The sequence below is a fragment of the Janthinobacterium sp. OK676 genome (assembly GCF_900103595.1).
Taxonomy (GTDB): Bacteria; Pseudomonadota; Gammaproteobacteria; order Burkholderiales; family Burkholderiaceae_D; genus Janthinobacterium.
Genome location: NZ_FNHA01000002.1, coordinates 51,527 through 75,866, shown reverse-complemented (window position 1 = coordinate 75,866; position 24,340 = coordinate 51,527). Strand labels below are relative to the sequence as shown.

Sequence of the window (24,340 nt, the reverse complement as noted above, 5' to 3'; positions counted from 1 at the left end):
CCGGAGTTAGAATGACGGGTTATTAGAATTTAGGCTACTATGCGTCGCAAACTCGTCGTCGGAAATTGGAAAATGAACGGCAGTCGCACCTCGAACGCGGTGTTATTGTCTGAAATAGTTGCTGGTCTGGCCGCCTCTGGCGCCGCCAGCGCCGTCTGTGTGCCTGCGCCGTATCTGGCGCAGTGCCAGGCGCAATTGGCAGGCACGGCTCTCGGCTGGGGCGCGCAGGATATGTCCGCGCACGCCAGCGGCGCCTACACGGGAGAAATCTCGGCCGCCATGCTGCAGGATTTCGATTGCGGCTATGTGGTGATCGGGCATTCCGAGCGCCGCGCCTACCATGGCGAGAGCGATGCGCAAGTGGCGGCCAAGACGGTTGCCGCGCTGGCGGCGGGCATCACGCCTATCGTCTGCATCGGCGAAACCCTGGCCCAGCGCGAAGCGGGACAGACCGACGCCGTCGTGGCGCATCAGCTGGGCGCCGTGCTGGCGGCGATTTCCGCCGACGACGTGGCGAAACTGGTGCTGGCCTATGAGCCGGTCTGGGCCATCGGTACGGGCAAGACGGCCACGCCGCAAATGGCGCAGGACGTGCATCAGGTATTGCGCGGCCAGCTGGCGGCAAAGAATGCGGTAGCGGCCGCCGGCGTGCAGATCCTGTACGGCGGCAGCATGAAGCCGGAGAACGCAAAGGAATTGATGGCGATGCCGGATATCGATGGCGGTCTGATCGGTGGAGCGGCATTGAAGGCGGCGGATTTCCTGGCGATTATTCACGCCGCCGATTGAATTAATTTAAACTGAGAATGGAATTGCAATGAACATGATGTTCAATCTGGTAGTGGTAGTACAGGTTCTTTCGGCATTGTCGATTATCGCGCTGGTGTTGCTGCAGCACGGCAAGGGCGCCGACATGGGCGCCGCCTTCGGTTCGGGCGCCTCAGGCAGCCTGTTCGGTGCGACGGGTTCGTCGAACTTCATGTCGAAATCGACGGGCGTTGCCGCCGCGATCTTCTTCGGCGCCACCCTGGCCCTGTCGCTGATGGCCAATCAGCGCGCCACGACGGTCGGTGGCGGCGTGATGGACAAAGTCGTCAAGCCAGTGCCGGTCACCGGCGCGGGCGCGATCCCGACGACGGTGCCTGCAGCTCCGGCGGCCAGCGCTCCGGCAGCGGCTGCTCCGGTTGCCAGCACCCCTGCCGGCGCGATTCCGAAGTAATTTGGTATTTACCCAGTAATAACTCGATACCTCATCGAGAGTAATTCTCATTACGAGCAGATTATTGCTCAATGTTTTGGCAGTGCGGCAGGAAAAAATCGTGGCGCGCTGGAAGATGTAAAAATTTATCGTTTTTATCTGTGTTTTGATGCATTTGTGCATTAACTTTAGCGGCAAAGCAGAGTAGAATACGGGCCTTACCGCCGACGTGGTGAAATTGGTAGACACGCTATCTTGAGGGGGTAGTGGCGAAAGCTGTACGAGTTCGAGTCTCGTCGTCGGCACCAGAAATCAGAAGCCAGCAACGGCGCACGAGCCATGGCTCGTACAAAGTTGCTGGCTTTTTTTACGAGGATGTGTCGTTCGATCCTGGTCTTAGCTTTGATTGGGGTCGTGCGTTAGATACGCTGCAAATGATCGCAGCGTCCTCATTTAACCGATCGTTCAATATAAGCTCATCAATCGTGAACCTCGAAAATTACTTCCCCGTCCTGCTGTTCATTATTATCGGCCTTGGTGTCGGTATCGCTCCCCAGCTCCTGGGGCGCCTGTTAGGTCCTAACAAGCCTGACGCAGCAAAACTCTCCCCGTACGAATGTGGTTTTGAAGCATTCGAAGACGCGCGCATGAAATTCGATGTGCGCTACTATCTGGTCGCAATCCTGTTTATTTTGTTCGATCTGGAAACGGCATTCTTTTTCCCATGGGGCGTTGCAATGCGCGACCTGGGCTGGGCCGGTTTCGTCACGATGATGGTGTTCATCGCTGAATTCGTGGTCGGATTTTGGTACATTTGGAAGAAAGGTGCCCTTGACTGGGAATAAGCCATGGCTATTGAAGGCGTATTAAGCGAAGGTTTCATCACCACCTCGGCCGACAAGCTGATCAACTGGGCGCGCACCGGGTCTATGTTCCCGATGACGTTCGGTCTGGCCTGCTGTGCGGTCGAAATGATGCATGTGGGCGCAGCCCGCTACGATATGGACCGTTTCGGCGTCGTGTTTCGTCCGTCGCCGCGTCAGTCCGACGTCATGATCGTTGCCGGCACCCTGTGCAACAAGATGGCGCCGGCCCTGCGCAAGGTCTACGACCAGATGGCGGAGCCACGCTGGGTCATTTCGATGGGTTCCTGCGCCAATGGCGGCGGGTACTACCATTACTCCTATTCCGTGGTGCGCGGTTGCGACCGCATCGTGCCCGTCGACGTGTATGTGCCTGGCTGTCCTCCGACCGCTGAAGCCTTGCTGTACGGCATCATGCAGTTGCAGAACAAGATCAAGCGTACCAGCACGATCGCACGCTAACGGGGCCGCTTCAGATTATGACAACACATTTAGAAGTATTGCAAAACGCCCTCGGCACTGCCCTGGGCGATCGCGTTAGCACGACGGTAACGCTGGGCGAAGTCACCTTGCAGGTCAAGGCGGAAGACTACCTGGCCGTGATGCTGACCCTGCGCGACGATCCGGCCCTGCATTTCGAGCAATTGATCGATCTGTGCGGCGTCGACTATTCGACCTATGGCGATGGCACCTGGGATGGCCTGCGTTACGCGGCCGTGTCGCACTTGCTGTCGGTCAAGCACAACTGGCGCGTGCGCGTGCGCGTGTTCGCACCGGACGACGACATGCCGCTGCTGCCTTCCGTGGTGAGCATCTGGCGTGCCGTCAACTGGTACGAGCGCGAAGCATTTGACCTGCTGGGCATCCTCTTCGAAGGCCACAACGACTTGCGCCGCCTGCTGACCGACTACGGTTTCATCGGCCATCCGTTCCGCAAGGATTTCCCCGTCTCCGGCTATGTCGAGATGCGCTACGATCCGGAACAAAAGCGCGTGATTTACCAGCCCGTGACGATCGAGCCGCGGGAAAACGTGCCGCGCGTGATCCGCGAAGAACATTACGGGATGAAATAATGGCTGAGATTAAGAACTACACCCTGAACTTTGGGCCACAGCATCCGGCCGCGCACGGTGTGCTGCGCCTGGTGCTGGAGATGGATGGCGAAGTCATCCAGCGCGCCGACCCGCATATCGGCCTGCTGCACCGCGCCACCGAAAAGCTGGCCGAGCAGAAGACCTATCTGCAATCCGTGCCGTACATGGACCGTCTCGACTATGTGTCGATGATGTGCAATGAACACGCGTACGTGATGGCCATCGAAAAGATGCTGGGCCTGGAAGTGCCGCTGCGCGCGCAATACATCCGCGTCATGTTCGACGAGATGACGCGCATCCTGAATCACCTGATGTGGCTCGGCACCCACGCGCTGGACGTTGGCGCCATGGGCCCGTTCCTGTATTGCTTCCGCGACCGCGAAGACTTGTTCGACGCCTACGAGGCGGTGTCGGGCGCGCGCATGCACGCGGCCTACTACCGTCCGGGCGGCGTCTACCGCGACCTGCCGGACGCGATGCCGCAGCACAAGGCCTCGATCATCCGCAACGCAAAAGCGATCGGCAAGCTCAATGAAAACCGCCAGGGTTCGCTGCTGGACTTCATCGAAGACTTCGCGCGCCGCTTCCCGAACTCGGTGGACGAGTACGAAACCCTGCTGACCGACAACCGTATCTGGAAACAGCGCACGGTCGGCATCGGCGTGGTCTCGCCGGAAGATGCGCTGGCCATGGGCTTTACGGGCGCCATGCTGCGCGGCTCGGGCGTGCAGTGGGACTTGCGCAAGAAACAGCCGTACGAAGTGTACGACCTGATGGATTTCGACATCCCTATCGGCACCAACGGCGATTGCTACGACCGTTACCTGGTCCGCGTGGAAGAGTTGCGCCAGTCGAACCGCATCATCAAGCAATGCGTGGAGTGGCTGCGCAACAATGAAGGTCCTGTCATGACCAGCAACCGCAAGGTGGCGCCTCCGGGTCGCGTCGACATGAAGACCAACATGGAATCCCTGATTCACCACTTCAAGCTGTTTACGGAAGGTTTCCACGTGCCGCCAGGCGAGGCCTACAGCGCCGTGGAACACCCGAAGGGCGAGTTCGGCGTGTACCTGGTGTCCGATGGCGCCAACAAGCCGTACCGCATGAAACTGCGCGCGCCAGACTACGCCCACTTGCAGTCGCTCGACGAAATGGCGCGTGGGCACATGCTTGCCGACGCCGTGACCATCATCGGGACGCAAGACATCGTGTTCGGCAGTATTGACCGCTAAGAGGCAAAAAGTATGTTGTTATCAGAGCAATGCTATAAGAAAATTGACCGCGAGCTGGCCAAGTATCCGGCCGACCAGCGTCAGTCGGCCGTCATGGCCGCGCTGGCCCATGCCCAGGATGAACTGGGCTGGCTGGCGCCGGAAACCATGAAGGAACTGGCCGACTACATCGGCATGCCGGCGATTGCCGTGCAGGAAGTGGCCACGTTCTACAATATGTACAACGTGAAACCCGTGGGCAAGCACAAGATCACCGTGTGCACCAACCTGCCATGCGCCCTGTCGGGCGGCGTGCGCGCTGCCGAGTACCTGAAGCAGAAACTGGGTATCGATTTCCGCGAAACCACCGCAGACGGCCAGTTCACCCTGGTTGAAGGCGAGTGCATGGGTGCTTGCGGCGATGCGCCTGTCTTGCTGGTCAGTAATAAAACCATGTGCAGCTGGATGTCGAACGAGAAGATCGACGCCATGCTGGAGGAACTCAAGAAATGACGTCACTCCACAACCGCCATATCGATCCATTGATCCTGAAGGATCTGGATGGCAAGAACTGGCATTTGCAAGATTATGTGAACCGCGGCGGCTACAGCGCCCTGCGGCGTATCCTGGAAGAGAAAATCACGCCGGAACAGATCATCGCCGACCTCAAGGCGTCGTCCTTGCGCGGCCGTGGCGGCGCGGGTTTCCCTACCGGCTTGAAGTGGAGCTTCATGCCGCGCCAGTTCCCGGGCCAGAAATACCTCGTCTGCAATACAGATGAAGGCGAGCCGGGCACTTTCAAGGACCGCGACATCATTCGTTACAATCCCCATGCCCTGATCGAAGGCATGGCCATTGGCGCTTATGCGATGGGCATCACCGTGGGCTACAACTATATCCACGGCGAGATCTTCCAGGAATACCTGCGTTTCGAAGAAGCGCTGGAAGAGGCGCGCGCCGCCGGTTTCCTGGGCGACAAGATCATGGGCAGCGAGTTCTCGTTCCAGTTGCATGCGCACCATGGTTATGGCGCCTACATCTGCGGCGAAGAAACGGCCTTGCTCGAATCGCTGGAAGGCAAGAAAGGCCAGCCGCGCTTCAAGCCGCCTTTCCCTGCCTCGTTTGGCCTGTACGGCAAGCCGACGACGATCAACAACACGGAAACCTTCGCGGCCGTGCCCTTCGTGCTGAACATCGGCCCAGAGAAATACCTGGCGATGGGCAAGCCGAACAATGGCGGTTCGAAGATCTTCTCGATCTCGGGCGACGTGGAAAAACCGGGCAACTACGAAGTGCCGCTCGGCACCCCGTTTGCGACCCTGCTGGAACTGGCAGGCGGCATGCGCGGTGGCAAAAAGATCAAGGCCGTGATCCCTGGCGGTTCGTCCGCTCCGGTGATCCGCGGCGACATTATGATGCAGACCGACCTGGACTACGACTCGATCGCGAAAGCCGGTTCGATGTTGGGTTCGGGCGCCGTCATCGTGATGGACGAAACACGCTGCATGGTAAAGGCGCTGGAACGCCTGTCCTACTTCTATTTTGAAGAATCGTGCGGCCAGTGTACGCCTTGCCGTGAAGGCACAGGCTGGATGTACCGCATGGTGCACCGCATCGAGCAGGGGCAGGGTCGTCCAGACGACCTGGACATGCTCAACTCGATCGCCGACAACATCCAGGGCCGCACGATTTGCGCGCTGGGCGATGCGGCTGCCATGCCGGTACGGGCCTTCATTAAGAATTTCCGTGAAGAATTTGAATATCATATCGAGCACAAGCATTGCTTAGTGCCCGCATATATCTAAGCTGCGTCAGGTAACGATCACCATGGTTGAAATCGAAATAGACGGCAAAAAAGTCGAAGTCCCTGCTGGTAGCATGGTGATGGACGCCGCCAACAAATTGGGAACCTACATTCCGCACTTCTGCTATCACAAGAAATTGTCGATCGCAGCGAACTGCCGCATGTGCCTGGTCGAAGTGGAAAAGGCGCCCAAGCCTTTGCCCGCTTGTGCGACCCCGGTCAGTGCCGGCATGATCGTGCGCTCCGCCAGCGATAAAGCTGTGCAGGCGCAAAAGTCGGTCATGGAATTCTTGCTGATTAACCACCCGCTCGATTGCCCTATCTGCGATCAGGGCGGCGAATGCCAGTTGCAAGACTTGGCAGTGGGCTACGGCAAGAGCGAATCGCGCTACAAGGAAGACAAGCGCGTTGTGACGCCGAAGGAAGCCGGTCCGCTGGTTTCCATGCAGGAAATGTCGCGCTGCATCCAGTGCACCCGTTGCGTACGCTTTGGCCAGGAAGTGGCCGGCGTGATGGAGCTGGGCATGATCGGCCGCGGCGAACACTCGGAAATCGTGTCCTTCGTCGGCCAGTCCGTCGACTCGGAACTGTCGGGCAACATGATCGACCTGTGCCCGGTTGGCGCACTGACGTCGAAGCCGTTCCGCTACAGCGCCCGTACGTGGGAACTGTCGCGCCGCAAATCGGTCAGCCCGCATGACGGCCTCGGTACGAACCTGATCGTGCAAGTGAAAGCTGGCAAGGTCAAGCGTGTACTGCCGCTGGAAAACGAAGCCGTCAACGAATGCTGGATCTCGGACAAGGACCGTTTCTCGTACGAAGCGCTGGACAGTGCCGAACGCCTGACGACCCCGATGCTGAAACAAGGCAACGAGTGGAAAGAAGTCGATTGGCAAACCGCGCTGGAATACGTGGCGCACGGCCTGAAAAACATCAAGCACGAACATGGCGCCGACGCTATCGCCGCGCTGGCAACGCCGCACTCGACCGTCGAAGAGCTGGTCCTGCTGCAAAAAGTGGCCAACGGTCTCGGTTCCGAGAACGTCGACTTCCGCCTGCGCCAGACCGACTTCGCGCTCGACGCGAATGTGAAACCATGGCTGGGCATGCCGATCAGCGAATTTGGCCAGATCAAGCGCGCCTTCGTCATCGGCTCGTTCCTGCGCAAGGATCACCCATTGCTGGCCACGCGTTTGCGCGCGTCCGTCAAGGGCGGCGCCAAGCTGTCGATCCTGCACGCCTCCGACGATGATCAACTGATCACCATCGCCAACAAGATGATCGTGGCGCCAAGCGATTGGCTGGCGGCCTTGTCGGAAGTGGTTGTCGCCGTTGCCAAAGCCAAAGAAATCGCCGCGCCAGCCGGTTTCGAAGCGGTCGCCGCTTCGGACGTGGCAACGGCCATCGCCGCCAGCCTGATGGCTGGCGACCATGGCGCTGTGCTGCTGGGTAACGCGGCAACGCAACACCCGCAAGCGTCGCAACTGCATGCTGCCGCGCAATGGATCGCCGAACAGACGGGCGCCAAGCTCGGCTACCTGACGGAAGCGGCCAACACGGTTGGCGCGCACCTGGTCGCCAAGCCGCGCGCCAACGTGCAAGCTGCGTTTGCCGTACCGAAAAAAGCCTACGTGCTGCTGCACGCCGAGCCGGAACTCGATGCCGCCAATCCGCAAGCGGCCCGCGCCGCCCTGGATGGCGCCGACATGGTCGTGGCCATGTCCGCCTTCAAGCACGGCATGGAGTACGCCGATGTCTTGCTGCCGATCTCGCCGTTCGCCGAAACCTCGGGTACCTTCGTGAACTGCGAAGGCCGCGCGCAAAGCTTCAACGGCACCGTGAAACCGCTGGCGGAAACCCGCCCGGCCTGGAAAGTGCTGCGCGTCCTGGGCAACATCCTGGGCCTGGCCGGTTTCGACTACGACACCTCCGAAGCGATCCGCGACGAAGCGTTTGGTGCCGGCGTGACCGATCTGTCGGCACAGCTGAACAACATCGCCAAGAACGCACCGGAAGCGGCAACGTACGCACCGGCTTCGCCAGCGCTGCAACGCATCGCCGACGTGCCGATCTACTTCGCCGACGCGCTGGTACGCCGTTCCGAACCTTTGCAACGCACGGTCGATGGCGCCGCGCCGCAAGCACACCTGTCCGCCGAACTGGCTGGCAAGCTGGGCATCAAGGCGGGCGACAAGGTCAAAGTGGCGCAAGGCTCCGGCAGCGCCATCCTGGTGGCGGCAATTCACGCCGGCCTGCCAGCCAATGTGGTCAAGGTGTCGGCGGCGCATGCCTCGACGGCTGGCCTGGGCGGCATGTTCGGTGACATCACAGTTGAAACAGCAGAGGGGAAAATCTGATGGCTCTGCCTGAATTTGTAAACGTCATCAACAGCAGTGGCCAGGATTTGCTGGGCGGCTCGTGGCCGTTCTTCTGGACCCTGATCAAGATCCTGTGCGTGCTGCTGCCGCTGATGGGCCTGGTTGCCTACCTGACCTTGTGGGAACGCAAGCTGATCGGCTGGATCCAGATCCGTGTCGGCCCGAACCGCGTAGGCCCTTTGGGCTTGCTGCAGCCGATCGCCGATGCGCTGAAACTCTTGTTCAAAGAGATCATCATCCCGTCCAAGGCCGCCAAAGGCCTGTTCGTGATTGGCCCGATCATGACCATCATGCCGGCCCTGGCCGCCTGGTCGGTCGTGCCCTTCGGTCCGCAAGCCGTGCTGGCCAACGTCAACGCGGGCTTGCTGATGCTGCTGGCGATTACCTCGATGGAAGTCTACGGCATCATCATCGCCGGCTGGGCCTCGAACTCGAAGTACTCGTTCATGGGCGCCATGCGCGCTTCGGCACAGATGATTTCGTATGAAATCCCGATGGGCTTCGTGATGGTCATCGTGCTGATGGTCTCGGGCAGCCTGAACTTCATCGACATCGTCGGCGGCCAGCAAATCGGCTACTTCGCCGACAAGGGCGTGAACTTCCTGTCGTGGAACTGGCTGCCGCTGCTGCCGATGTTCGTCATCTACATGGTGTCGGGCCTGGCTGAAGCCAACCGTCACCCGTTCGACGTCGTCGAGGGCGAGTCGGAAATCGTTGCCGGCCACATGGTCGAGTACTCGGGCATGGCCTACGCCATGTTCATGCTGGCCGAATACGCCAACATGATCCTGATCGGCGCGCTGACTTCGCTCATGTTCCTCGGTGGCTGGTCCGCACCATTTGCTTTCCTCGAGTTCTGGGGTGGTTTCGGCGGCTTCTTCTGGCTGTTCGCGAAAACCTTCTTCATCGTCTCGGTGTTCATCTGGGTGCGCGGTACTTTCCCACGCTACCGTTATGACCAGATCATGCGCCTGGGCTGGAAAGTATTTATCCCGTTGACGCTGGTCTACCTGGTCTTCGTCGCTGCCTGGATGCAGACATCCTGGAATATTTGGAAGTAAGAGAGTGCATACGAATGGATAAGGTAAAAGATTTCTTCAGCAGCCTCTTGTTAGGCGAGCTGATCAAGGGCATGGCGCTGACAGGCAAGTACATGTTTTCGCGCAAGATCACGGTGCAATTCCCGGAAGAGAAGACACCGATCTCGCCGCGTTTCCGTGGCTTGCACGCGCTGCGCCGCTACCCGAACGGCGAGGAACGTTGCATCGCCTGCAAACTGTGCGAAGCGGTTTGCCCGGCGATGGCCATCACGATCGAATCGGAACAGCGTGACGACGGCTCGCGCCGTACCACGCGTTACGATATTGACTTGACCAAGTGCATCTTCTGCGGTTTCTGCGAAGAGTCCTGCCCGGTCGATTCGATCGTCGAGACGCAAATCCTGGAATACCACGGCGAGAAACGCGGGGATTTGTATTACACGAAAGAGATGTTGCTGGCCGTAGGTGATCGTTATGAAAATGACATCGCCGCTGCGCGCGCCGCCGACGCACCTTATCGCTGATGGATGCGCCGCAGCTGAGAGGCTGCGGCGCGCCCCTCGTTCATCTGTACGTCTATTGGGTTTTTTATGGACTTTAAAACAATTTTGTTTTACGCCTTCGCGCTGATCTTGATTCTGGCAGCGACGCGCGTCATCACGGCCCGTAATCCGGTCCACGCAGTACTGTTCCTGGTACTGTCCTTCTTTTCCGCGGCGGGCATCTGGATGCTGCTGCAAGCTGAATTCCTGGCCATCGTGCTGGTATTGGTGTACGTCGGCGCCGTGATGGTGCTGTTCCTCTTCGTGGTCATGATGCTCGATATCAATATCGACCGCATGCGCGAGGGCTTCTGGGGCTATCTGCCTTTGTCGGTGACGGTGGGCGTGATCATTGTGCTGGAAATGGCCGCCGTCCTGTGGCACGGTTTCCGCAACTTTGCGCCTAGCATCGCTCCGGTCAACGTCAACCTGGGCGGCACCAAGGAACTGGGTCTGCTGATCTACACGAAATACGTGTTTGCCTTCGAGATCGCCGCCGTCGTGCTGCTGGTGGCCATCGTTGCCGCGGTCGCGCTGACCCTGCGCAAACGCAAGGACACCAAGCATTTCGCTCCAGGCGATGCCGTGCGCGTCAAGCGCAACGACCGCCTGAAGATCATCAAGATGGACGCGGTTGTCGAGCGTCCTGCGGCTGAGCCGGAAGTTAAGGAGGCACCATGACATTATCGCTCACACATTTTCTGGTCCTGGGCGCGATCCTGTTCGCAATCTCGATCGTCGGTATTTTCCTGAACCGCAAGAACATCATCGTATTGCTGATGGCAATCGAATTGATGCTGCTGGCGGTGAATATGAATTTCATCGCGTTCTCCCATTTCATGGGCGACGCGGCCGGTCAGATCTTCGTTTTCTTCATCCTGACGGTTGCCGCCGCTGAGTCGGCTATCGGTCTGGCTATTCTGGTGGTGATGTTCCGTAATCTGGATACCATCAACGTCGAAGACCTGGACAGCCTCAAAGGCTGATGTTTTTCAGACTCGATCTCTCGAATAATAACGATTAAGGTTCATCATGGCGGGGCAACTCCTCAACCCTAACCTCCTTCTTGCCGTACCGCTGGCGCCGCTGGCCGGTGCCGCGATTGCAGGCTTGCTTGGCACCCAGTTCCTGGGTAATTTGGTCGGACGCAAGACGTCGCATACCGCGACGATCCTGGGCGTACTGATTGCGTTCATCCTGTCCGTGCAGACACTGCTGGCAGTGATGGATGGCGCGACATTCAATGGCACGATCTATAACTGGATGACGATCGGCACCCTGAAGATGGAAGTGGGCTTCCAGATCGATTCGCTGTCGGCGATGATGATGTGCGTGGTCACCTTCGTCTCCCTGATGGTGCACATCTACACGATCGGCTACATGAAGGACGACGAAGGCTACAACCGCTTCTTCGCCTACATCTCGCTGTTCACGTTCTCGATGCTGATGCTGGTCATGGCCAACAACTTCCTGCAACTGTTCTTCGGTTGGGAAGCCGTGGGCCTGGTCTCCTACCTGCTGATCGGTTTCTGGTACCAGCGTCCGACGGCCATCGTGGCCAACATGAAGGCATTCTTGGTCAACCGCGTGGGCGACTTCGGCTTTATCCTCGGTATCGGCCTGCTGCTGGCATTTGCCGGCACCATGAACTACCAGGAAGTGTTCGCCAAGAAAGACGAACTGGCGCTGTTGACGATGCCGGGTACCGACTGGGCCCTGCTGACCGTGGCCTGCATCTGCCTGTTCATCGGCGCGATGGGCAAGTCGGCGCAGTTCCCGCTGCACGTGTGGTTGCCTGACTCGATGGAAGGTCCTACCCCGATCTCGGCACTGATTCACGCCGCGACGATGGTGACGGCCGGTATCTTCATGGTCTCGCGCATGTCGCCGCTGTTCGAACTGTCCGACACGGCACTGTCCTTCATCCTCGTGATCGGCTCCATCACGGCGCTGTTCATGGGCTTTTTGGGCATCATCCAGAACGACATCAAGCGCGTCGTCGCTTACTCGACCCTGTCGCAGCTCGGCTACATGACCGTCGCGCTCGGTTCGTCCGCCTACTCCGTGGCCGTGTTCCACCTGATGACGCACGCATTCTTCAAGGCACTGCTGTTCCTGGGCGCCGGTTCCGTCATCATCGGCATGCACCACGACCAGGACATCCGCAACATGGGCGGCCTGCGCAAATACATGCCGATCACGTGGATCACGTCCCTGATCGGTTCGCTGGCCCTGATCGGCACGCCGCTGTTCTCCGGTTTCTACTCGAAAGACAGCATCATCGAAGCCGTCGAAGCGACGCACATCTGGGGCGCTGGCTTTGCCCAGTTCGCCGTGCTGGCTGGCGTGTTCGTTACGGCCTTCTACTCGTTCCGCATGTACTTCCTCGTCTTCCATGGCAAGGAACGTTTCGGCCAGGCGCATGCGCACGGTCATGACGACCATCACGCGCCTGCGGCCAAGCATGATTCGGACGCACACGATGAAGAAGAGGAAGACGACCACGGCCACCATGGCCTGGAACCTGGCCAGAAGCCGCACGAGTCCCCATTCGTCGTCTGGTTCCCGCTGGTGATGCTGGCGATCCCGTCGCTGATCATCGGCTACCTGACGATCGGCCCGATGCTGCATGGCGATTTCTTCAAGGGCGTGATCTTCGTCGGCGAAAACCATCCAGCAATGGAAGAGTTGTCGCATGAATTCCATGGCGCAATGGCGATGGCGATCCACGGCCTGTCGACGGCACCGTTCTGGCTGGCATTGTCCGGCGTGGTGGCAGCCTACTACTGCTACATGGTCAACCCGCGCGTACCGGCCTGGTTCTTTGCCAAGTTCCACGCGATCCACACCCTGCTGGACAACAAGTACTACATGGACAAGTTCAATGAAGTCGTGTTCGCCGGCGGTGCCCGCTTGCTGGGTAATGGCCTGTGGAACTTCGGTGACAAGAAGCTGATCGATGGCCTGCTGGTCAACGGTAGCGCCAAGGTCGTCGCCTGGCTGTCCTCGCTGTCGCGAGTGCTGCAGACCGGCTACATCTATCACTATGCATTCGTGATGATCCTGGGCGTGCTGGGCTTCCTGATCTATTTCCTGCCATTCTGGCCCGCTAAGTAAGCTGACCTGATAAAAGAATACTGAGAACCATGATGCAGTCTACGATTTCTACATTACCTCCTTACCTGAGTCTGTCGATCTGGGTGCCGATCATTTGCGGCGTCCTGGTCCTGGCTCTCGGCCGTGACAGCAAAGCGGGCTTTACCCGCTGGCTGTCGCTGGCTGGCGCCGTGCTCAGCATGCTGTGCACCTTGCCGCTGATCCAGCATTTCGACAACGCCGCACACGGCATGCAATTCGTCGAAAAAGCGCCGTGGATAGCAACCTTCAATATCTGGTACTCGCTGGGTATCGACGGCCTGTCGCTGTGGTTCGTGCCGCTGACGGCCTTTATCACCGTCATCGTCGTCATTTCGGCCTGGCAAGTGATCGAGAAGCGCATCGCCCAGTACATGGGCTCCTTCCTGATCCTGTCTGGCCTGATGATCGGCGTGTTCTGCGCGCTGGACGGCTTGCTGTTCTACTTCTTCTTTGAAGCAACCCTGATCCCGATGTTCATCATCATCGGTATCTGGGGCGGTTCGAACCGTGTATACGCGTCGTTCAAGTTCTTCCTGTACACCTTCTTCGGTTCGCTGCTGACCCTGGTTGCCATCATCTACCTGCGCAATGTGTCGGGCACCTTCGACATCCTGGCCTGGCACGCGTTCAAGCTGACGATGAACGAACAGATCTTCATCTTCCTGGCCTTCCTGATGGCGTTTGCCGTCAAGGTGCCGATGTTCCCCGTCCACACGTGGTTGCCGGACGTCCACGTGGAAGCGCCTACGGGCGGTTCCGCCGTGCTGGCCGCCATCATGCTGAAACTGGGCGCCTACGGCTTCCTGCGTTTTTCGCTGCCGATCACGCCGGACGCCAGCCACTACCTGTCGGGCTTCATGATCGCCTTGTCGCTGATCGCCGTCATCTACATCGGTCTGGTTGCCCTGGTGCAAACCGACATGAAAAAACTGGTCGCCTATTCGTCGATCGCGCACATGGGTTTCGTGACCCTGGGCTTCTTCATGTTCAACGACATCTCGGTGCAGGGCGGTATCGTGCAGATGGTCTCGCACGGCTTCATCTCCGGCGCGATGTTCCTGTGCATCGGCGTGCTGTATGACCGCATGCATACCCGCAACATCGCCGACTACGGCGGCGTCGTGAACCGCATGCCGAAATTTGCCGCCTTCTTCGTACTGTTCTCGATGGCCAACTGCGGTCTGCCAGCGACGTCCGGCTTTGTCGGCGAGTTCATGGTGATCCTGGGCGCGGTGAAATTCAACTTCTGGATTGGTCTGCTGGCTGCAACGGCGCTGATCTGGGGCGCGGCGTACTCGCTGTGGATGGCCAAGCGCGTGGTGTTCGGCAAGATCAAGAACAAGCATGTGGCCGAACTGACCGACATCAACAAGCGTGAATTCTTCATGCTTGCTGTGCTGGCCATCGCCGTGCTCGTGATGGGTCTGTACCCAGCCCCGTTCACCGACACGATGCAAACTTCGGTTGCTGACCTGCTGCAGCATGTCGCCACCAGCAAGTTGCCTTAAATAGAAGACCGATAACATGACTAATGCACCTAATCTGGTACCGCTGTACGCGGAAATCTTTCTGCTGATCGCCACGTCGGCGCTCTTGCTGATCGATATGTTCTTGCCTGCGGCGAAGCGTTCGATCACCTATGCGCTGTCCCTGCTGACCCTGGCAGGCTGCGCCTTGCTGACCGTGGGCGACTTCAACGCGGGCACCACGGTCTACACGTTCCACAACATGTTCGTGTCGGACCCGATGTCGCAGCTGCTGAAACTGTTCTCGTACGGCGCCGTGGCGCTGACCCTGATCTACTCGCGTGCCTACGCCACCGACCGCAACATGCTGTCGGGCAACCTGGGCGGCGAGTTCTACGTGCTGGCCCTGTTTGCACTGCTGGGCCAGATGATCATGATCTCGGCCAACAACTTCCTGATCATCTACCTGGGTCTGGAACTGATGTCGCTGTCGCTGTACGCACTGATCGCCCTGCGCCGTGACAACGCCAAGGCCACGGAAGCGGCCATGAAATACTTCATCCTGGGCGCGCTGGCTTCCGGTTTCATGTTGTACGGTATCTCGATGCTGTACGGCGCCTCCGGCACCCTGGACCTGGGCGAACTGCGCGTGGCGCTGGAAAACGGCAAGACCAACGGTACCATCATGGTCTTCGGCCTGGTGTTCCTCGTTGCCGGCCTGGCCTTCAAACTGGGCGTCGTGCCATTCCACATGTGGGTGCCTGACGTGTATCAAGGTTCGCCGACGGCAGTGACCCTGCTGCTGGGCGCGGCGCCGAAACTGGCGGCTTTCGCCATCACCCTGCGCTTGCTGGCCGAAGGCTTGCTGCCGATGGCGCATGACTGGCAGCAAATGCTGCTGGTGCTGGCCGTGATGTCGCTGGCCATTGGTAACTTCACCGCCATTGCACAGACGAATCTGAAACGCATGTTGGCGTACTCGACCATCGCGCAAATGGGTTTCGTTCTGCTGGGTCTGCTGTCCGGTACCGTTGACGCACCGAACAACACCCTGAACGCGGCTGGCGCAGCCACCGCCTACGGCGCCTCGCTGTACTACGTCATCACCTACGTGTTCACCACCCTGGGTACCTTTGGCGTGATCATGTTGTTGGCACGTAATGGTTTCGAAGCAGAAGAACTGGCCGACTTCAAGGGCCTGGGCAAACGCAGCCCGATCTTCGCGCTGGTGATGACCCTGTTCATGTTCTCGCTGGCTGGCGTGCCGCCGCTGATGGGCTTCATGGCCAAGTACTCGGTGCTGGCCTCCGTGCTGGCCACGGGCCAGCTGTGGCTGACCATCGCCGCCGTGCTGTTCTCGCTGATCGGCGCCTTCTACTATCTGCGCGTCGTGAAAATGATGTGGTTCGACGAGCCGACGGATAGCAACGCACTGGTCGTGCATGGCGACATGCGCGTCGTGCTGGCACTGAACGGCGTGTTCGTCCTGGCGCTGGGCGTGATGCCTGAAAGTATCCTGGCGGCCTGCGCTTCGGCCATCACCAAGACCCTGGCGTCCTGACCGATGGATGTCACCGTCTCGAGCTGGCTGGTGATCGCCCTGGGCATCCTGGGCGCCAACCTGCCTTTCCTGAACGAGAAGCTGTTTGCCGCCGTGCCCCTGAAAAAGGCGGCGCAGGCGGAGCAGGGCTGGCGCAAGCCGCTGGCGCTGCGCCTGCTGGAGATGGTGATTCTGTATTTCATCGTCGGCGCCGTGGCCTTCGCGCTCGAAGCGCGCATCGGCAACGGTTTCCCGCAGACGTGGGAGTTCTATGCCATCACCGGCTGTCTGTTCCTGGTGCTGGCTTTCCCAGGTTTTGTCGGACGCTATCTGCGCAAACGCCGTTAGCAACAACGACCGAAAGCGGCGCCTCTGGCGCCGTTTTTTTATTGAATAAAGGAATTCCATGGATACCCAAGCCACTGATACGCAATTGATTGAAACCAAGGTGGATGGCGAGCTCGTCTACCAGGGCGGCTTCCTGCGCGTACAGCGCGACCGTGTCGCCCTGCCTGACGGCAAGATTACGGCGCGCGAATTCGTCCTGCATCCGGGCGCCGTCGTCATCCTGCCGCTGCTCGACGATGGCACGGTGCTGATGGAGCGCCAGTACCGCTATCCGCTGGACCGGGTCTTCATTGAATTCCCGGCCGGCAAGATCGACGCGGGCGAGTCGCACCTGGCGTGCGCCCAGCGCGAGTTGCTGGAAGAGACGGGCTACACGGCCAGCGACTGGCAATTCGTGTCCACCATCCACAACGCCATCGCCTATTCCGACGAACACCTCGAGCTGTTCCTGGCGCGCGGCCTGGTCGCCGGCGAACGCCAGCTCGATGAAGGCGAATTCCTCGAGACATTTACGGCCACCGTGCCGCAGCTGCTCGACTGGGTCAAGGATGGCACGATCACGGACGTGAAGACCGTCATCGGTATTTTCTGGCTCGACAAGATCACCAGCGGCGTGTGGCAGCCGGCCTGATACAGCGCATGCGCACGGCAATCTTCCTGCTGCTGGCCGGTGCCGTCCTGGACGCGCGGGCGGCGACGCGCACGCCGTTCCAGGTGCGCTGCGAAGACACGATCAGCAAGACGGTGTCCGTGCTGACGGCGCAGCAGAACGGTTATTCCATCGACACGCATCTGCCGTACAAGGCCCTGACGGTGATGAAGGGTACGGCGCGCGCCAACACTTGGGTGCTGGGTTTGACGAAGACGGATTCGCGCGTGGCCATCGCCCTGGCCGGTCCCATGCTGCAAGACCCGGCCAGCGGCTATGAATGCGTGGCGCCGCAGATTGCCGTGTCCCTCACGTATGCGCCTGTGGTGATCTATATCGGCCGCGAGTTTGCCCCCGGCACTTGCGCGTATGATGAGATACTCGCGCACGAGCTGCGACACATGAAGACCTATATGGAACACTTGCCGCGCGTGGAAAAGACCGTGCGCGCGGCGCTGGCCAGGCGCTTCGAGGCGCGGCCCCTGTACGCGCCCAGCGGCACGGCAAAGGCGGCGCTGGCGCGCGAGATCGACACGGGCTGGTTGCCGTACATCAAGGCCGAAATGCGCAAGGTGGAAACCTTGCAGGCGGCTATCGATTCTCCACAGGAATATGCGCGCCTGGGCAAGGCGTGCAAAGGTGAAATCCAGAACATCCTGGCGGGCAAGGCAGCGCCCGCCAACTAGACAAGGAATGGCATGACAGCAGCACCGAATACCATCCGCTATTTTGCGCTGATCCCCGCCTCCGGCGTGGGCGCGCGCATGGAGGCGGGCAGTCCCAAGCAATATTTGACCATCGCCGGCAAACCCATGCTGCGCCACGCGCTCGACGCCTTTCTTGCCAGCCCCCTGATCGCGCATACCTATGTCGTCGTCAGCGCCGACGATGGCGTGATCGACACGGTCGTGCCGGCGCAGGGCGTCACTGTGCTGCGCTGCGGCGGCGCCACGCGCATGGAAAGCATCCTCAACGGCTTGCACGCCATGCATGGCAGCATCGCTGCCCACGACCAGGTGCTGGTGCACGACGCGGCGCGGCCCGGCCTGACGCCGGCGTTGATCGAAAAGCTTATTACCGAAGTCGGTGGACATCCGGCCGGCGGCTTGCTGGCCTTGCCCGTGGTCGACACCGTCAAGCGGGCGGGGCAGGGCAGCCTGTCGGCGCAGACGGTACCGCGCGACGGCCTGTGGCTGGCGCAGACGCCGCAAATGTTCAGCTATGCGCTGCTGCACAAAGCTTTGTCCGAAGCGCCCGACCCGCAAGCGATCACGGACGACGCCAGCGCCGTCGAAGCGCTGGGCCTGGCACCCAGATTGGTCGAGGGCCACCCGCGCAACCTGAAGGTGACCCTGCCGCGCGACATCCACACGGCCGAGCTGTATTTGGCCCATCCTTGAATTCCTGAGAGACCCGCATGAACCCAACGACTCCCGACCTCCCATTTCGCATCGGCCAGGGCTACGACTGCCACGCGCTGGTGGAAAACCGCGACCTGATCATCGGCGGCGTGAAGATTCCCCATCACCTGGGCTTGCTCGGCCATTCCGACGCGGACGTATTGCTGCACGCGATTACCGACGCCATCTTCGGCGCCGCCGCCCTGGGCGACATCGGCCGCCATTTCCCCGACACGGACGCGCAATTCAAGGGCGCCGATTCGCGCACACTGCTGCGCGAAGCCGTGCGCCGCGTGCAAGCGACCGGCTATGTGATCGGCAACATCGACGCCACCATCATCGCCCAGCGCCCGAAGATGGCGCCGCACATCGCCGCCATGTGCGCCAACGTGGCCGAAGACCTGGGGGTATCCGTGGGGCAGGTCAACATCAAGGCCAAGACGAATGAAAAGCTCGGCTATCTGGGCCGGGAAGAGGGCATCGCGGCCGAAGCCGTGGCCTTGCTGTTGCGGGCCTGAACAGGCGGCGCGTCCGCCGTGTAATTTGTGCTATTTTTAGAAGGCGGCGCGATGGCGAAGACCATCCCGGCCGCCTTTTTTCATTGACGACACAGGAGAATTCCGCATGCCTATCATCAAGCGCACACACCTTGCCACCGCATTGCTGCTGGGAGTCTTCGCGGCGTCCGCCTTGCCCGCCCACGCCGAGCTGCCAGCCACGGGCGAGCCGCCCGCCGCCAAACAGGGCTGGAAGGCCGAGACCGTCGCGCAGGGCGTGCGCCAGCCGTGGGGCATCGCCTGGCTGGGCGAGGGACGCGCGCTCGTCACCAGCAAGCAGGGGACCTTGCACCTGCTGAACGGCAACAAGTTCGAGGACGTGGCGCTGGAAGGCATGCCCAAGGTGTTTACGGGTGGGCAGGGCGGCTTGCTCGATATCGTCATTCACCCGCAGGATGCGGGCAAGCCGAATCCACGCGTCTACATGACGGTGTCGACGGGCACCAATGACGCCAACCGCACGACCCTCGTGCGCGGCGTGTTCGACGGCAAGAAGGTGACGGGCATCCAGACCCTGTTCAAGGTGGCCACGGACAAGAGCGGCGGCCAGCATTTCGGTTCGCGTTTGCTGTGGCTGCCGGACGGCACTTTGCTGATGAGCGTGGCCGATGGCGGCAACCCGCCGCTGCGCATCGGCGACCGCCTGGCGCGCGAGCAGGCGCAAAACCTGGCCACGCACCAGGGCTCCATCCTGCGCCTGACGGAAGAGGGAAAACCGGCGCCCGGCAATCCGCTGGCGGCCAAGGGCGCCTTGCCGGAAATCTGGTCCTATGGCCACCGCAACGTGCAGGGCCTGGCACTTGACCCTGTTTCCGGCCGCGTGTGGGCCACGGAACACGGGCCGTATGGTGGTGACGAGCTGAACCTGGTGGTGGCGGGCGGCAACTACGGCTGGCCCTTGCAAAGCTATGGCGCCGACTACAGGACGCATGAGCCCGTCGGCAAGCATGAAGTGCCTGGCATGCTCAATCCGAGCGTGGCCTGGGTGCCGTCGCCGGCGCCGTCGGGACTGGCCGTCTATACGGGCGACAAGATCGCCGCCTGGCGCGGCAGCATCTTCAGCGGCGGCCTGGCGGCCAAGGATATCCGCCGCATCGCCGTCGATGCCAGCGGCAAGGTGACGGGGCAGGACCGCCTGGCCATCGGCGCGCGCGTGCGCGACGTGCGCCAGGGGCCGGACGGCTACCTGTATGCGCTGACCGATGAGGACAACGGCCGTTTGCTGCGCATCGTGGCGCAGTAACACGGCAGGCGCCCACTTCGCTTAAGATGGCGCCTTTACTTCATTCAAGGTGGCGGCATGGCCCGTGATATTTATGCATACCGGCACGTTGCCGTCGAATCGCGCGCCGTCAACGGCCGCGTGGAAATCCGCCCCGTGCCGGGCCAGGCCTTCTCTCCCGAGCTGGCCGTGCAATGCTCGCGCCGCCTGGCCGATGTGCAGCGCTATCCGCTGGGCAGCCGCTTTTTGCTGTTTGCCAAGCTGACGGACCGCCTGGGCGGCACGCCCTTCCTGTATGCGTATCACGGCGACGCGGACGTCGTGATGACGCCGGCCGAAGTGACGAAATTCCTCGGCGAATTCCGTCGCGGCCGTATCTGATTTCTACGATGCGATGCAGGCCGCGACAGCCTTGGCGCTGGCCTGCGGCTTGCCGAAGAGCGCGATCGTCACGGCGCAGCCAAGGGCGAACAGGCCACCGACCACCATCGCGCTCGATACGCCCAGCCGGTCGACGGCCATGCCTCCCAGCAAGGCGCCCGACGCCAGCGACACTTGCACGATGGCGACAAACAGCGCGCTGCTGCCTTCCATCAAATGCGGCGCCGCCTTGAACATCCACGTCTGCACGGCGATCGGCATGGCGCCGAAACCGAAGCCCCACACGGCCACGAGCAGCATGGCTGTCAACGCATGGCTGCCGAACGCGGCCAGGGCCAGGGTGGACAGGCCCAGCACGGCGCCCGTCACCATCAGCGCGGCCCGTTCATGGCGGCCGGCGGCCCAGCCGCCCGCGAGGTTGCCGATGAAGCCGGCAGCGCCGTACACGAGCAGCATGGCGCTGACCGTGCCGGCCGCCAGGTGCGACACTTGCGTGAGGAAGGGCGCGATATACGTGTAGGCGGCAAACTGGCCCGTGAAGATCAGGGCCGTGGCGATCAGGCCCAGCCTGGCCTTGCGGATGCCGAATATCATCGGCAACTGGCGCAAGCGGATGGCTTGTGTCGGCGGCAGCTTTGGCAGCAGCAACAGCTGGCCGATGAAGACCAGCACGGCGATGGCGCTGGCCGCGCCGAAAGCGACCCGCCAGCCCACCAGTTCGCCCACCAGCGCGCCGGCCGGCACGCCCGCCACCGTGCCCAGCGAGACGCCGGCGAAGATGATGGACATGGCGCGCGACGCATGCTGCGGCGACACGAGGCGCGGGCCGATGGCGCTGCCGATGGCCCAGAAGCCGCCCACGCCCACGCCCAGCATGGCGCGGCCCAGCAGTATCCAGCCATATGACGGCGCCAGCGCCACCAGCAGGTTCGACGCGACGAGCAGGGCGGTGAGGGCCAGCAGCACGATGCGGCGGTCCAGGCGGCCAGAGCCGACGGTAACGAAGATGGCGGCAAACGCGGCAACGATGCCGGGCGTGGTGATCATCAGCCCCGCCTGGCCCTTGCTGATGGCCAGTTCGGCGGCCATGGCCGGCAGCAGGCCGACGGGCAGGAATTCGGAGGTGACGAGGGCGAAGGCGCCGATGCCGACCGACAGGACGGCCAGCCATGGCGCCACGGTGGTATCGTCGCCAGCAGTGTTGGAAGATGGTTGCATAAGGGTTCCTGAAAAGCCGGGAGGTTTTTAACCGGTCGGTATATAATCAGGGCAGGTGGACATCGTTGTCAATAATTTTTTACCGAACGGTATGAAACAAGATAAAAAAGAGGAAGCGGTCAAGGCGAAAACGGGGCGGCCACGCACGTTTGACGCGGACGAGGCGCTCGATTGCGCCATGAAAGTGTTCTGGGAAAAGGGCTATGAAGGCAGTTCTCTGCCGGAATTGACGAAAGCCATGGGCATGAACCGGCCCAGCCTGTATGCCGTCTTCGGCAACAAGGAACAATTGTTCCACAAGGCGCTCGAGCGCTACAGCGACACGCGCATGCGGTTTTTCGATGCGGCGCTGGAACAGCCGACGGCGCGCCAGGTGGTGGAAGCGTTGCTGACGCAGTATGTCGATGCGCAAACCATGCCGGACGGCCCGCACGGCTGCATGGGCGTCAATGCGGCGCTCGCCTGCAGCGACGATGCCTTGCCGATCCGCGATGAATTGTTCGCGCGCCGGCTGCGCGGTGAAATCAAGCTGCGCGACCGCTTGCGGCGCGCGAAGGAAGAAGGGGATCTGCCGCCCGATTCCTGCCCGGAGCAGCAGGCGCGCTTTGTCGTGACCCTGTCGCAGGGCATGGCCATCCAGGCGGCGGCGGGCGTCTCGCGCGAGCAATTGCAGCAGATGGTGGGCTTGTTGCTGCGCAACTGGCCGATGTAGCTATCCGGTCGGGGCAATGGTCTTGGCCAGGTCGCTCGGTGCCTTGCGCCGCCAGGCGGCCGTCAGGGCGGCTGCCAGCATGTCCAGTTCCGCGTCCGCCAGGCGCACCGTGATGCCGGCCAGGCGTTCGCCCCACCACAGTTTCTCGCAGCCCGATGGCGTGATGACGGTGGCGATATGCGCCGCTTCCGCATCGAGCAGCACGTTGATGTGCTCGTCGTCGGGCAAGGTGGCAAAGATCTTCCCGCCCACGCGGAAGGCTGGACGGTCGTGGTGTTCTTCCTCGCTCGTGTCGGGAAACGACAGTGCCAGATAGCGTAGTTCTTCCAGGTCGACCATTCCTCTTTCCCCCTGTTCGGATAGATAGCAGCGTGACTACATTTTGCCATGCTGTTTCGCCCCGTGGTGCAGCGGCATGCGAAAAGAAATGCGCAAGATGCGACACTGGCGACCGCGTTTGTGGTGCTTGCGCGACAGGTCCGGCTACCGCGCCAGGGGCGCCATGCCCTTGCAGGCGGCATGCTTCAGCCTGTTTTTGTGTGCTTGCCAGAAAAATATCTTTCATGGTCAAAAGAAAAATACTTTTCTTGCGAGGAATTTAAGCTAGAATAGCCCCAACGTCTTACCTGACCCGTCAACTGTCTGGCTTTGTCCCGGGAACCCGAACCCTTTCCAGGACGCTTGCCGTGCCTCCATGGCACGCCGCAAGTCCGCGCCCTTGCGCGGAAGCTACGTCCCCGACCGCTCATCCTTGCAATTTCTAGCGCTATGCCGACACGCCTCAATGCAGCGTGTATTCAGCTCCAGCGCCTGTCTGCTGCGCCCACTGAATACTTACTTATTGGATACCATCATGAAAAACTTGCCTAAAATCGCCCTGTCCCTGATCGTTGCCGGTGTGTTTGCCCAAGCGAACGCCAGCACCATTACCCTGTCCACCGGCTTTTCGTCGGCTGGCGCGCAGGCATCGGCCACCGCCTACCAGTCCGTCGTGAATGCGGCCGTGGCCACGCCAGGCGCCGGCTATGGCTCGACGACGATCGCCAGCTATGACAACGTCAACAACAGCGGCCTGTTCGGCAGCGGCTCGAACATCGCCTTCAAGTCGGTGATCAATTTTGGCGTCAGCGCGGCCGATGTGGGCGCCTGGAGCTTCCGCAGCGGCGTCGATTTCGGCAAGGGCGGTGCCCTGTTCCTCGATGGCGTGGCGCTGGACTTCAAGAGCAATGACATGTGGTGGGCAGGCAACTACAACAATGGCAGCCAGTTCCTCAGCGGTTCGGGCAACCTGTCGGCCGGCAACCATACCCTGAGCATCTATGGCCTGGAAGGTTGCTGCGATGGCGGCCAGCAAGCGCAGTTCAAGGCGGGCAATAACAATTTCGTCAGCTTTGGCGCCAAGGATGGCTTGATCTCGGCCGTGCCTGAGCCAACCACCTACGCCATGTTGCTGGTCGGCCTGGGCTTGCTGGGCTTTACGGCGCGCCGCAAGCAGGAAGCCAAGTTCTAAACAGCGATACTCTGCGCGCCTCGTGGCGCACATAAAAAAGCCCGCCGGTCTGTCATGACACGGCGGGCT

At 60.9% G+C, this 24,340-nt stretch carries 28 protein-coding genes and 1 tRNA gene; 27 read left to right on the top strand and 2 right to left on the bottom strand.

The window, feature by feature from the left end:
* Nucleotides 1–39: 39 nt before the first annotated feature.
* The 24 genes from tpiA (at nt 40) to BLU39_RS03795 (ending at nt 20,831) form a co-directional block, all read left to right on the top strand.
* On the top strand, nt 40–789 hold the full coding sequence (tpiA, locus tag BLU39_RS03910) for a triose-phosphate isomerase (RefSeq protein ID WP_092710082.1): 750 nt from the start codon (nt 40–42) through the stop codon (nt 787–789).
* Nucleotides 790–817: 28 nt separating this feature from the next.
* Nucleotides 818–1,219 (top strand): preprotein translocase subunit SecG, encoded by a 402-nt coding sequence (gene secG, locus BLU39_RS03905; protein ID WP_092710079.1) that lies wholly within the window; start codon nt 818–820, stop codon nt 1,217–1,219.
* A gap of 202 nt (nt 1,220–1,421) precedes the next feature.
* Nucleotides 1,422–1,506, top strand: a tRNA-Leu gene (locus tag BLU39_RS03900).
* Nucleotides 1,507–1,683: 177 nt separating this feature from the next.
* Nucleotides 1,684–2,043, top strand: coding sequence for an NADH-quinone oxidoreductase subunit A (locus tag BLU39_RS03895; RefSeq protein WP_010399734.1), 360 nt, complete (start codon nt 1,684–1,686; stop codon nt 2,041–2,043).
* A 3-nt stretch (nt 2,044–2,046) separates the two neighbouring features.
* Nucleotides 2,047–2,523 (top strand): NuoB/complex I 20 kDa subunit family protein, encoded by a 477-nt coding sequence (locus BLU39_RS03890; protein WP_010399733.1) that lies wholly within the window; start codon nt 2,047–2,049, stop codon nt 2,521–2,523.
* 17 nt (nt 2,524–2,540) lie between these two features.
* Entirely contained in the window at nt 2,541–3,134 is a 594-nt protein-coding gene (locus tag BLU39_RS03885) for an NADH-quinone oxidoreductase subunit C (protein WP_092710077.1), read from the top strand.
* Nucleotides 3,134–4,387 (top strand): NADH-quinone oxidoreductase subunit D, encoded by a 1,254-nt coding sequence (locus BLU39_RS03880; RefSeq protein WP_034749992.1) that lies wholly within the window; start codon nt 3,134–3,136, stop codon nt 4,385–4,387. Before BLU39_RS03885 ends, BLU39_RS03880 begins: the two co-directional genes overlap by 1 nt.
* Nucleotides 4,388–4,399: 12 nt before the next feature.
* Nucleotides 4,400–4,879, top strand: coding sequence for an NADH-quinone oxidoreductase subunit NuoE (gene nuoE, locus BLU39_RS03875; RefSeq protein ID WP_035820520.1), 480 nt, complete (start codon nt 4,400–4,402; stop codon nt 4,877–4,879).
* A complete protein-coding gene (gene nuoF / locus BLU39_RS03870) occupies nt 4,876–6,171 on the top strand; it encodes an NADH-quinone oxidoreductase subunit NuoF (protein ID WP_010399729.1) in 1,296 nt (431 codons plus the stop codon). Before nuoE ends, nuoF begins: the two co-directional genes overlap by 4 nt.
* A gap of 22 nt (nt 6,172–6,193) precedes the next feature.
* Entirely contained in the window at nt 6,194–8,527 is a 2,334-nt protein-coding gene (gene nuoG / locus BLU39_RS03865; protein WP_092710075.1) for an NADH-quinone oxidoreductase subunit NuoG, read from the top strand.
* The gene (nuoH, locus tag BLU39_RS03860) at nt 8,527–9,609 is read left to right on the top strand and encodes an NADH-quinone oxidoreductase subunit NuoH (protein ID WP_034749983.1); all 1,083 of its coding nucleotides are present in this window, start codon (nt 8,527–8,529) and stop codon (nt 9,607–9,609) included. Before nuoG ends, nuoH begins: the two co-directional genes overlap by 1 nt.
* Before the next feature lie 14 nt (nt 9,610–9,623).
* Nucleotides 9,624–10,112 (top strand): NADH-quinone oxidoreductase subunit NuoI, encoded by a 489-nt coding sequence (nuoI, locus tag BLU39_RS03855; protein WP_010399726.1) that lies wholly within the window; start codon nt 9,624–9,626, stop codon nt 10,110–10,112.
* Between the two features lie 66 nt (nt 10,113–10,178).
* Nucleotides 10,179–10,811: an NADH-quinone oxidoreductase subunit J gene (locus tag BLU39_RS03850; protein WP_034779507.1), complete on the top strand. Its 633-nt coding sequence runs from the start codon at nt 10,179–10,181 to the stop codon at nt 10,809–10,811.
* Nucleotides 10,808–11,116, top strand: coding sequence for an NADH-quinone oxidoreductase subunit NuoK (gene nuoK / locus BLU39_RS03845; RefSeq protein ID WP_010399724.1), 309 nt, complete (start codon nt 10,808–10,810; stop codon nt 11,114–11,116). The genes BLU39_RS03850 and nuoK overlap by 4 nt, the downstream gene beginning before the upstream one ends.
* Nucleotides 11,117–11,162: 46 nt before the next feature.
* Complete coding sequence (gene nuoL, locus BLU39_RS03840) at nt 11,163–13,247, top strand: NADH-quinone oxidoreductase subunit L (RefSeq protein ID WP_092710072.1); 2,085 nt, start codon at nt 11,163–11,165, stop codon at nt 13,245–13,247.
* A 29-nt stretch (nt 13,248–13,276) separates the two neighbouring features.
* Nucleotides 13,277–14,776 carry an NADH-quinone oxidoreductase subunit M gene (locus tag BLU39_RS03835; RefSeq protein WP_092710069.1) on the top strand — a complete coding sequence of 500 codons (1,500 nt, stop codon included), beginning with the start codon at nt 13,277–13,279 and terminating at the stop codon, nt 14,774–14,776.
* Between the two features lie 16 nt (nt 14,777–14,792).
* Nucleotides 14,793–16,295: an NADH-quinone oxidoreductase subunit NuoN gene (gene nuoN, locus BLU39_RS03830; RefSeq protein WP_092710066.1), complete on the top strand. Its 1,503-nt coding sequence runs from the start codon at nt 14,793–14,795 to the stop codon at nt 16,293–16,295.
* 3 nt (nt 16,296–16,298) lie between these two features.
* Complete coding sequence (locus BLU39_RS03825) at nt 16,299–16,622, top strand: DUF2818 family protein (RefSeq protein ID WP_034749970.1); 324 nt, start codon at nt 16,299–16,301, stop codon at nt 16,620–16,622.
* Between the two features lie 58 nt (nt 16,623–16,680).
* Nucleotides 16,681–17,253, top strand: coding sequence for an NUDIX domain-containing protein (locus BLU39_RS03820; RefSeq protein ID WP_034749968.1), 573 nt, complete (start codon nt 16,681–16,683; stop codon nt 17,251–17,253).
* A gap of 8 nt (nt 17,254–17,261) precedes the next feature.
* Nucleotides 17,262–17,957, top strand: coding sequence for a hypothetical protein (locus tag BLU39_RS03815; RefSeq protein ID WP_175539209.1), 696 nt, complete (start codon nt 17,262–17,264; stop codon nt 17,955–17,957).
* Between the two features lie 12 nt (nt 17,958–17,969).
* Nucleotides 17,970–18,671 (top strand): 2-C-methyl-D-erythritol 4-phosphate cytidylyltransferase, encoded by a 702-nt coding sequence (ispD, locus tag BLU39_RS03810; RefSeq protein ID WP_092710063.1) that lies wholly within the window; start codon nt 17,970–17,972, stop codon nt 18,669–18,671.
* A 17-nt stretch (nt 18,672–18,688) separates the two neighbouring features.
* The gene (gene ispF / locus BLU39_RS03805) at nt 18,689–19,189 is read left to right on the top strand and encodes a 2-C-methyl-D-erythritol 2,4-cyclodiphosphate synthase (RefSeq protein ID WP_092710061.1); all 501 of its coding nucleotides are present in this window, start codon (nt 18,689–18,691) and stop codon (nt 19,187–19,189) included.
* A gap of 106 nt (nt 19,190–19,295) precedes the next feature.
* Nucleotides 19,296–20,471, top strand: a complete 1,176-nt coding sequence (locus BLU39_RS03800) for a PQQ-dependent sugar dehydrogenase (RefSeq protein ID WP_092710057.1) — start codon at nt 19,296–19,298, stop codon at nt 20,469–20,471.
* A gap of 57 nt (nt 20,472–20,528) precedes the next feature.
* Nucleotides 20,529–20,831 carry a hypothetical protein gene (locus tag BLU39_RS03795; RefSeq protein WP_175539208.1) on the top strand — a complete coding sequence of 101 codons (303 nt, stop codon included), beginning with the start codon at nt 20,529–20,531 and terminating at the stop codon, nt 20,829–20,831.
* 3 nt (nt 20,832–20,834) lie between these two features.
* On the opposite strand, the gene BLU39_RS03790 is transcribed toward BLU39_RS03795, so the two are convergent.
* The gene (locus BLU39_RS03790) at nt 20,835–22,049 is read right to left on the bottom strand and encodes an MFS transporter (protein ID WP_092710051.1); all 1,215 of its coding nucleotides are present in this window, start codon (nt 22,047–22,049) and stop codon (nt 20,835–20,837) included.
* 91 nt (nt 22,050–22,140) lie between these two features.
* On the opposite strand from BLU39_RS03790, the gene BLU39_RS03785 reads away from it, so the two are divergent.
* Nucleotides 22,141–22,761: a TetR/AcrR family transcriptional regulator gene (locus BLU39_RS03785; RefSeq protein ID WP_077407037.1), complete on the top strand. Its 621-nt coding sequence runs from the start codon at nt 22,141–22,143 to the stop codon at nt 22,759–22,761.
* On the opposite strand, the gene BLU39_RS03780 is transcribed toward BLU39_RS03785, so the two are convergent.
* Nucleotides 22,762–23,100, bottom strand: coding sequence for an MmcQ/YjbR family DNA-binding protein (locus BLU39_RS03780; RefSeq protein ID WP_092710049.1), 339 nt, complete (start codon nt 23,098–23,100; stop codon nt 22,762–22,764). It abuts the gene before it with no gap.
* Between the two features lie 48 nt (nt 23,101–23,148).
* Between BLU39_RS03780 and BLU39_RS28085 the strand changes: the two genes are divergently transcribed.
* The gene (locus BLU39_RS28085) at nt 23,149–23,373 is read left to right on the top strand and encodes a hypothetical protein (protein ID WP_139178149.1); all 225 of its coding nucleotides are present in this window, start codon (nt 23,149–23,151) and stop codon (nt 23,371–23,373) included.
* 241 nt (nt 23,374–23,614) lie between these two features.
* Nucleotides 23,615–24,271 (top strand): CCXG family PEP-CTERM protein, encoded by a 657-nt coding sequence (locus BLU39_RS03775; RefSeq protein ID WP_092711257.1) that lies wholly within the window; start codon nt 23,615–23,617, stop codon nt 24,269–24,271.
* Nucleotides 24,272–24,340 lie beyond the last annotated feature (69 nt).

What these genes read in the sequence shown, in the direction of transcription:
- BLU39_RS03815 (WP_175539209.1), top strand. Translation starts at nt 17,262, where the DNA reads ATGCGCACGGCAATCTTCCTGCTGCTGGCCGGTGCCGTCCTGGACGCG.
- BLU39_RS03880 (WP_034749992.1), top strand. Translation starts at nt 3,134, where the DNA reads ATGGCTGAGATTAAGAACTACACCCTGAACTTTGGGCCACAGCATCCG.
- nuoN (WP_092710066.1), top strand. Translation starts at nt 14,793, where the DNA reads ATGACTAATGCACCTAATCTGGTACCGCTGTACGCGGAAATCTTTCTG.
- BLU39_RS03775 (WP_092711257.1), top strand. Translation starts at nt 23,615, where the DNA reads ATGAAAAACTTGCCTAAAATCGCCCTGTCCCTGATCGTTGCCGGTGTG.
- BLU39_RS03890 (WP_010399733.1), top strand. Translation starts at nt 2,047, where the DNA reads ATGGCTATTGAAGGCGTATTAAGCGAAGGTTTCATCACCACCTCGGCC.
- BLU39_RS03825 (WP_034749970.1), top strand. Translation starts at nt 16,299, where the DNA reads ATGGATGTCACCGTCTCGAGCTGGCTGGTGATCGCCCTGGGCATCCTG.
- nuoK (WP_010399724.1), top strand. Translation starts at nt 10,808, where the DNA reads ATGACATTATCGCTCACACATTTTCTGGTCCTGGGCGCGATCCTGTTC.
- ispD (WP_092710063.1), top strand. Translation starts at nt 17,970, where the DNA reads ATGACAGCAGCACCGAATACCATCCGCTATTTTGCGCTGATCCCCGCC.
- BLU39_RS03885 (WP_092710077.1), top strand. Translation starts at nt 2,541, where the DNA reads ATGACAACACATTTAGAAGTATTGCAAAACGCCCTCGGCACTGCCCTG.
- BLU39_RS03800 (WP_092710057.1), top strand. Translation starts at nt 19,296, where the DNA reads ATGCCTATCATCAAGCGCACACACCTTGCCACCGCATTGCTGCTGGGA.
- nuoG (WP_092710075.1), top strand. Translation starts at nt 6,194, where the DNA reads ATGGTTGAAATCGAAATAGACGGCAAAAAAGTCGAAGTCCCTGCTGGT.
- BLU39_RS03835 (WP_092710069.1), top strand. Translation starts at nt 13,277, where the DNA reads ATGATGCAGTCTACGATTTCTACATTACCTCCTTACCTGAGTCTGTCG.
- BLU39_RS03785 (WP_077407037.1), top strand. Translation starts at nt 22,141, where the DNA reads ATGAAACAAGATAAAAAAGAGGAAGCGGTCAAGGCGAAAACGGGGCGG.
- nuoE (WP_035820520.1), top strand. Translation starts at nt 4,400, where the DNA reads ATGTTGTTATCAGAGCAATGCTATAAGAAAATTGACCGCGAGCTGGCC.
- secG (WP_092710079.1), top strand. Translation starts at nt 818, where the DNA reads ATGAACATGATGTTCAATCTGGTAGTGGTAGTACAGGTTCTTTCGGCA.
- tpiA (WP_092710082.1), top strand. Translation starts at nt 40, where the DNA reads ATGCGTCGCAAACTCGTCGTCGGAAATTGGAAAATGAACGGCAGTCGC.
- nuoI (WP_010399726.1), top strand. Translation starts at nt 9,624, where the DNA reads ATGGATAAGGTAAAAGATTTCTTCAGCAGCCTCTTGTTAGGCGAGCTG.
- BLU39_RS03795 (WP_175539208.1), top strand. Translation starts at nt 20,529, where the DNA reads ATGGCCCGTGATATTTATGCATACCGGCACGTTGCCGTCGAATCGCGC.
- nuoL (WP_092710072.1), top strand. Translation starts at nt 11,163, where the DNA reads ATGGCGGGGCAACTCCTCAACCCTAACCTCCTTCTTGCCGTACCGCTG.
- BLU39_RS03790 (WP_092710051.1), bottom strand. Translation starts at nt 22,049, where the DNA reads ATGCAACCATCTTCCAACACTGCTGGCGACGATACCACCGTGGCGCCA.
- BLU39_RS28085 (WP_139178149.1), top strand. Translation starts at nt 23,149, where the DNA reads ATGCTGTTTCGCCCCGTGGTGCAGCGGCATGCGAAAAGAAATGCGCAA.
- nuoH (WP_034749983.1), top strand. Translation starts at nt 8,527, where the DNA reads ATGGCTCTGCCTGAATTTGTAAACGTCATCAACAGCAGTGGCCAGGAT.
- nuoF (WP_010399729.1), top strand. Translation starts at nt 4,876, where the DNA reads ATGACGTCACTCCACAACCGCCATATCGATCCATTGATCCTGAAGGAT.
- BLU39_RS03780 (WP_092710049.1), bottom strand. Translation starts at nt 23,100, where the DNA reads ATGGTCGACCTGGAAGAACTACGCTATCTGGCACTGTCGTTTCCCGAC.
- BLU39_RS03850 (WP_034779507.1), top strand. Translation starts at nt 10,179, where the DNA reads ATGGACTTTAAAACAATTTTGTTTTACGCCTTCGCGCTGATCTTGATT.
- ispF (WP_092710061.1), top strand. Translation starts at nt 18,689, where the DNA reads ATGAACCCAACGACTCCCGACCTCCCATTTCGCATCGGCCAGGGCTAC.
- BLU39_RS03820 (WP_034749968.1), top strand. Translation starts at nt 16,681, where the DNA reads ATGGATACCCAAGCCACTGATACGCAATTGATTGAAACCAAGGTGGAT.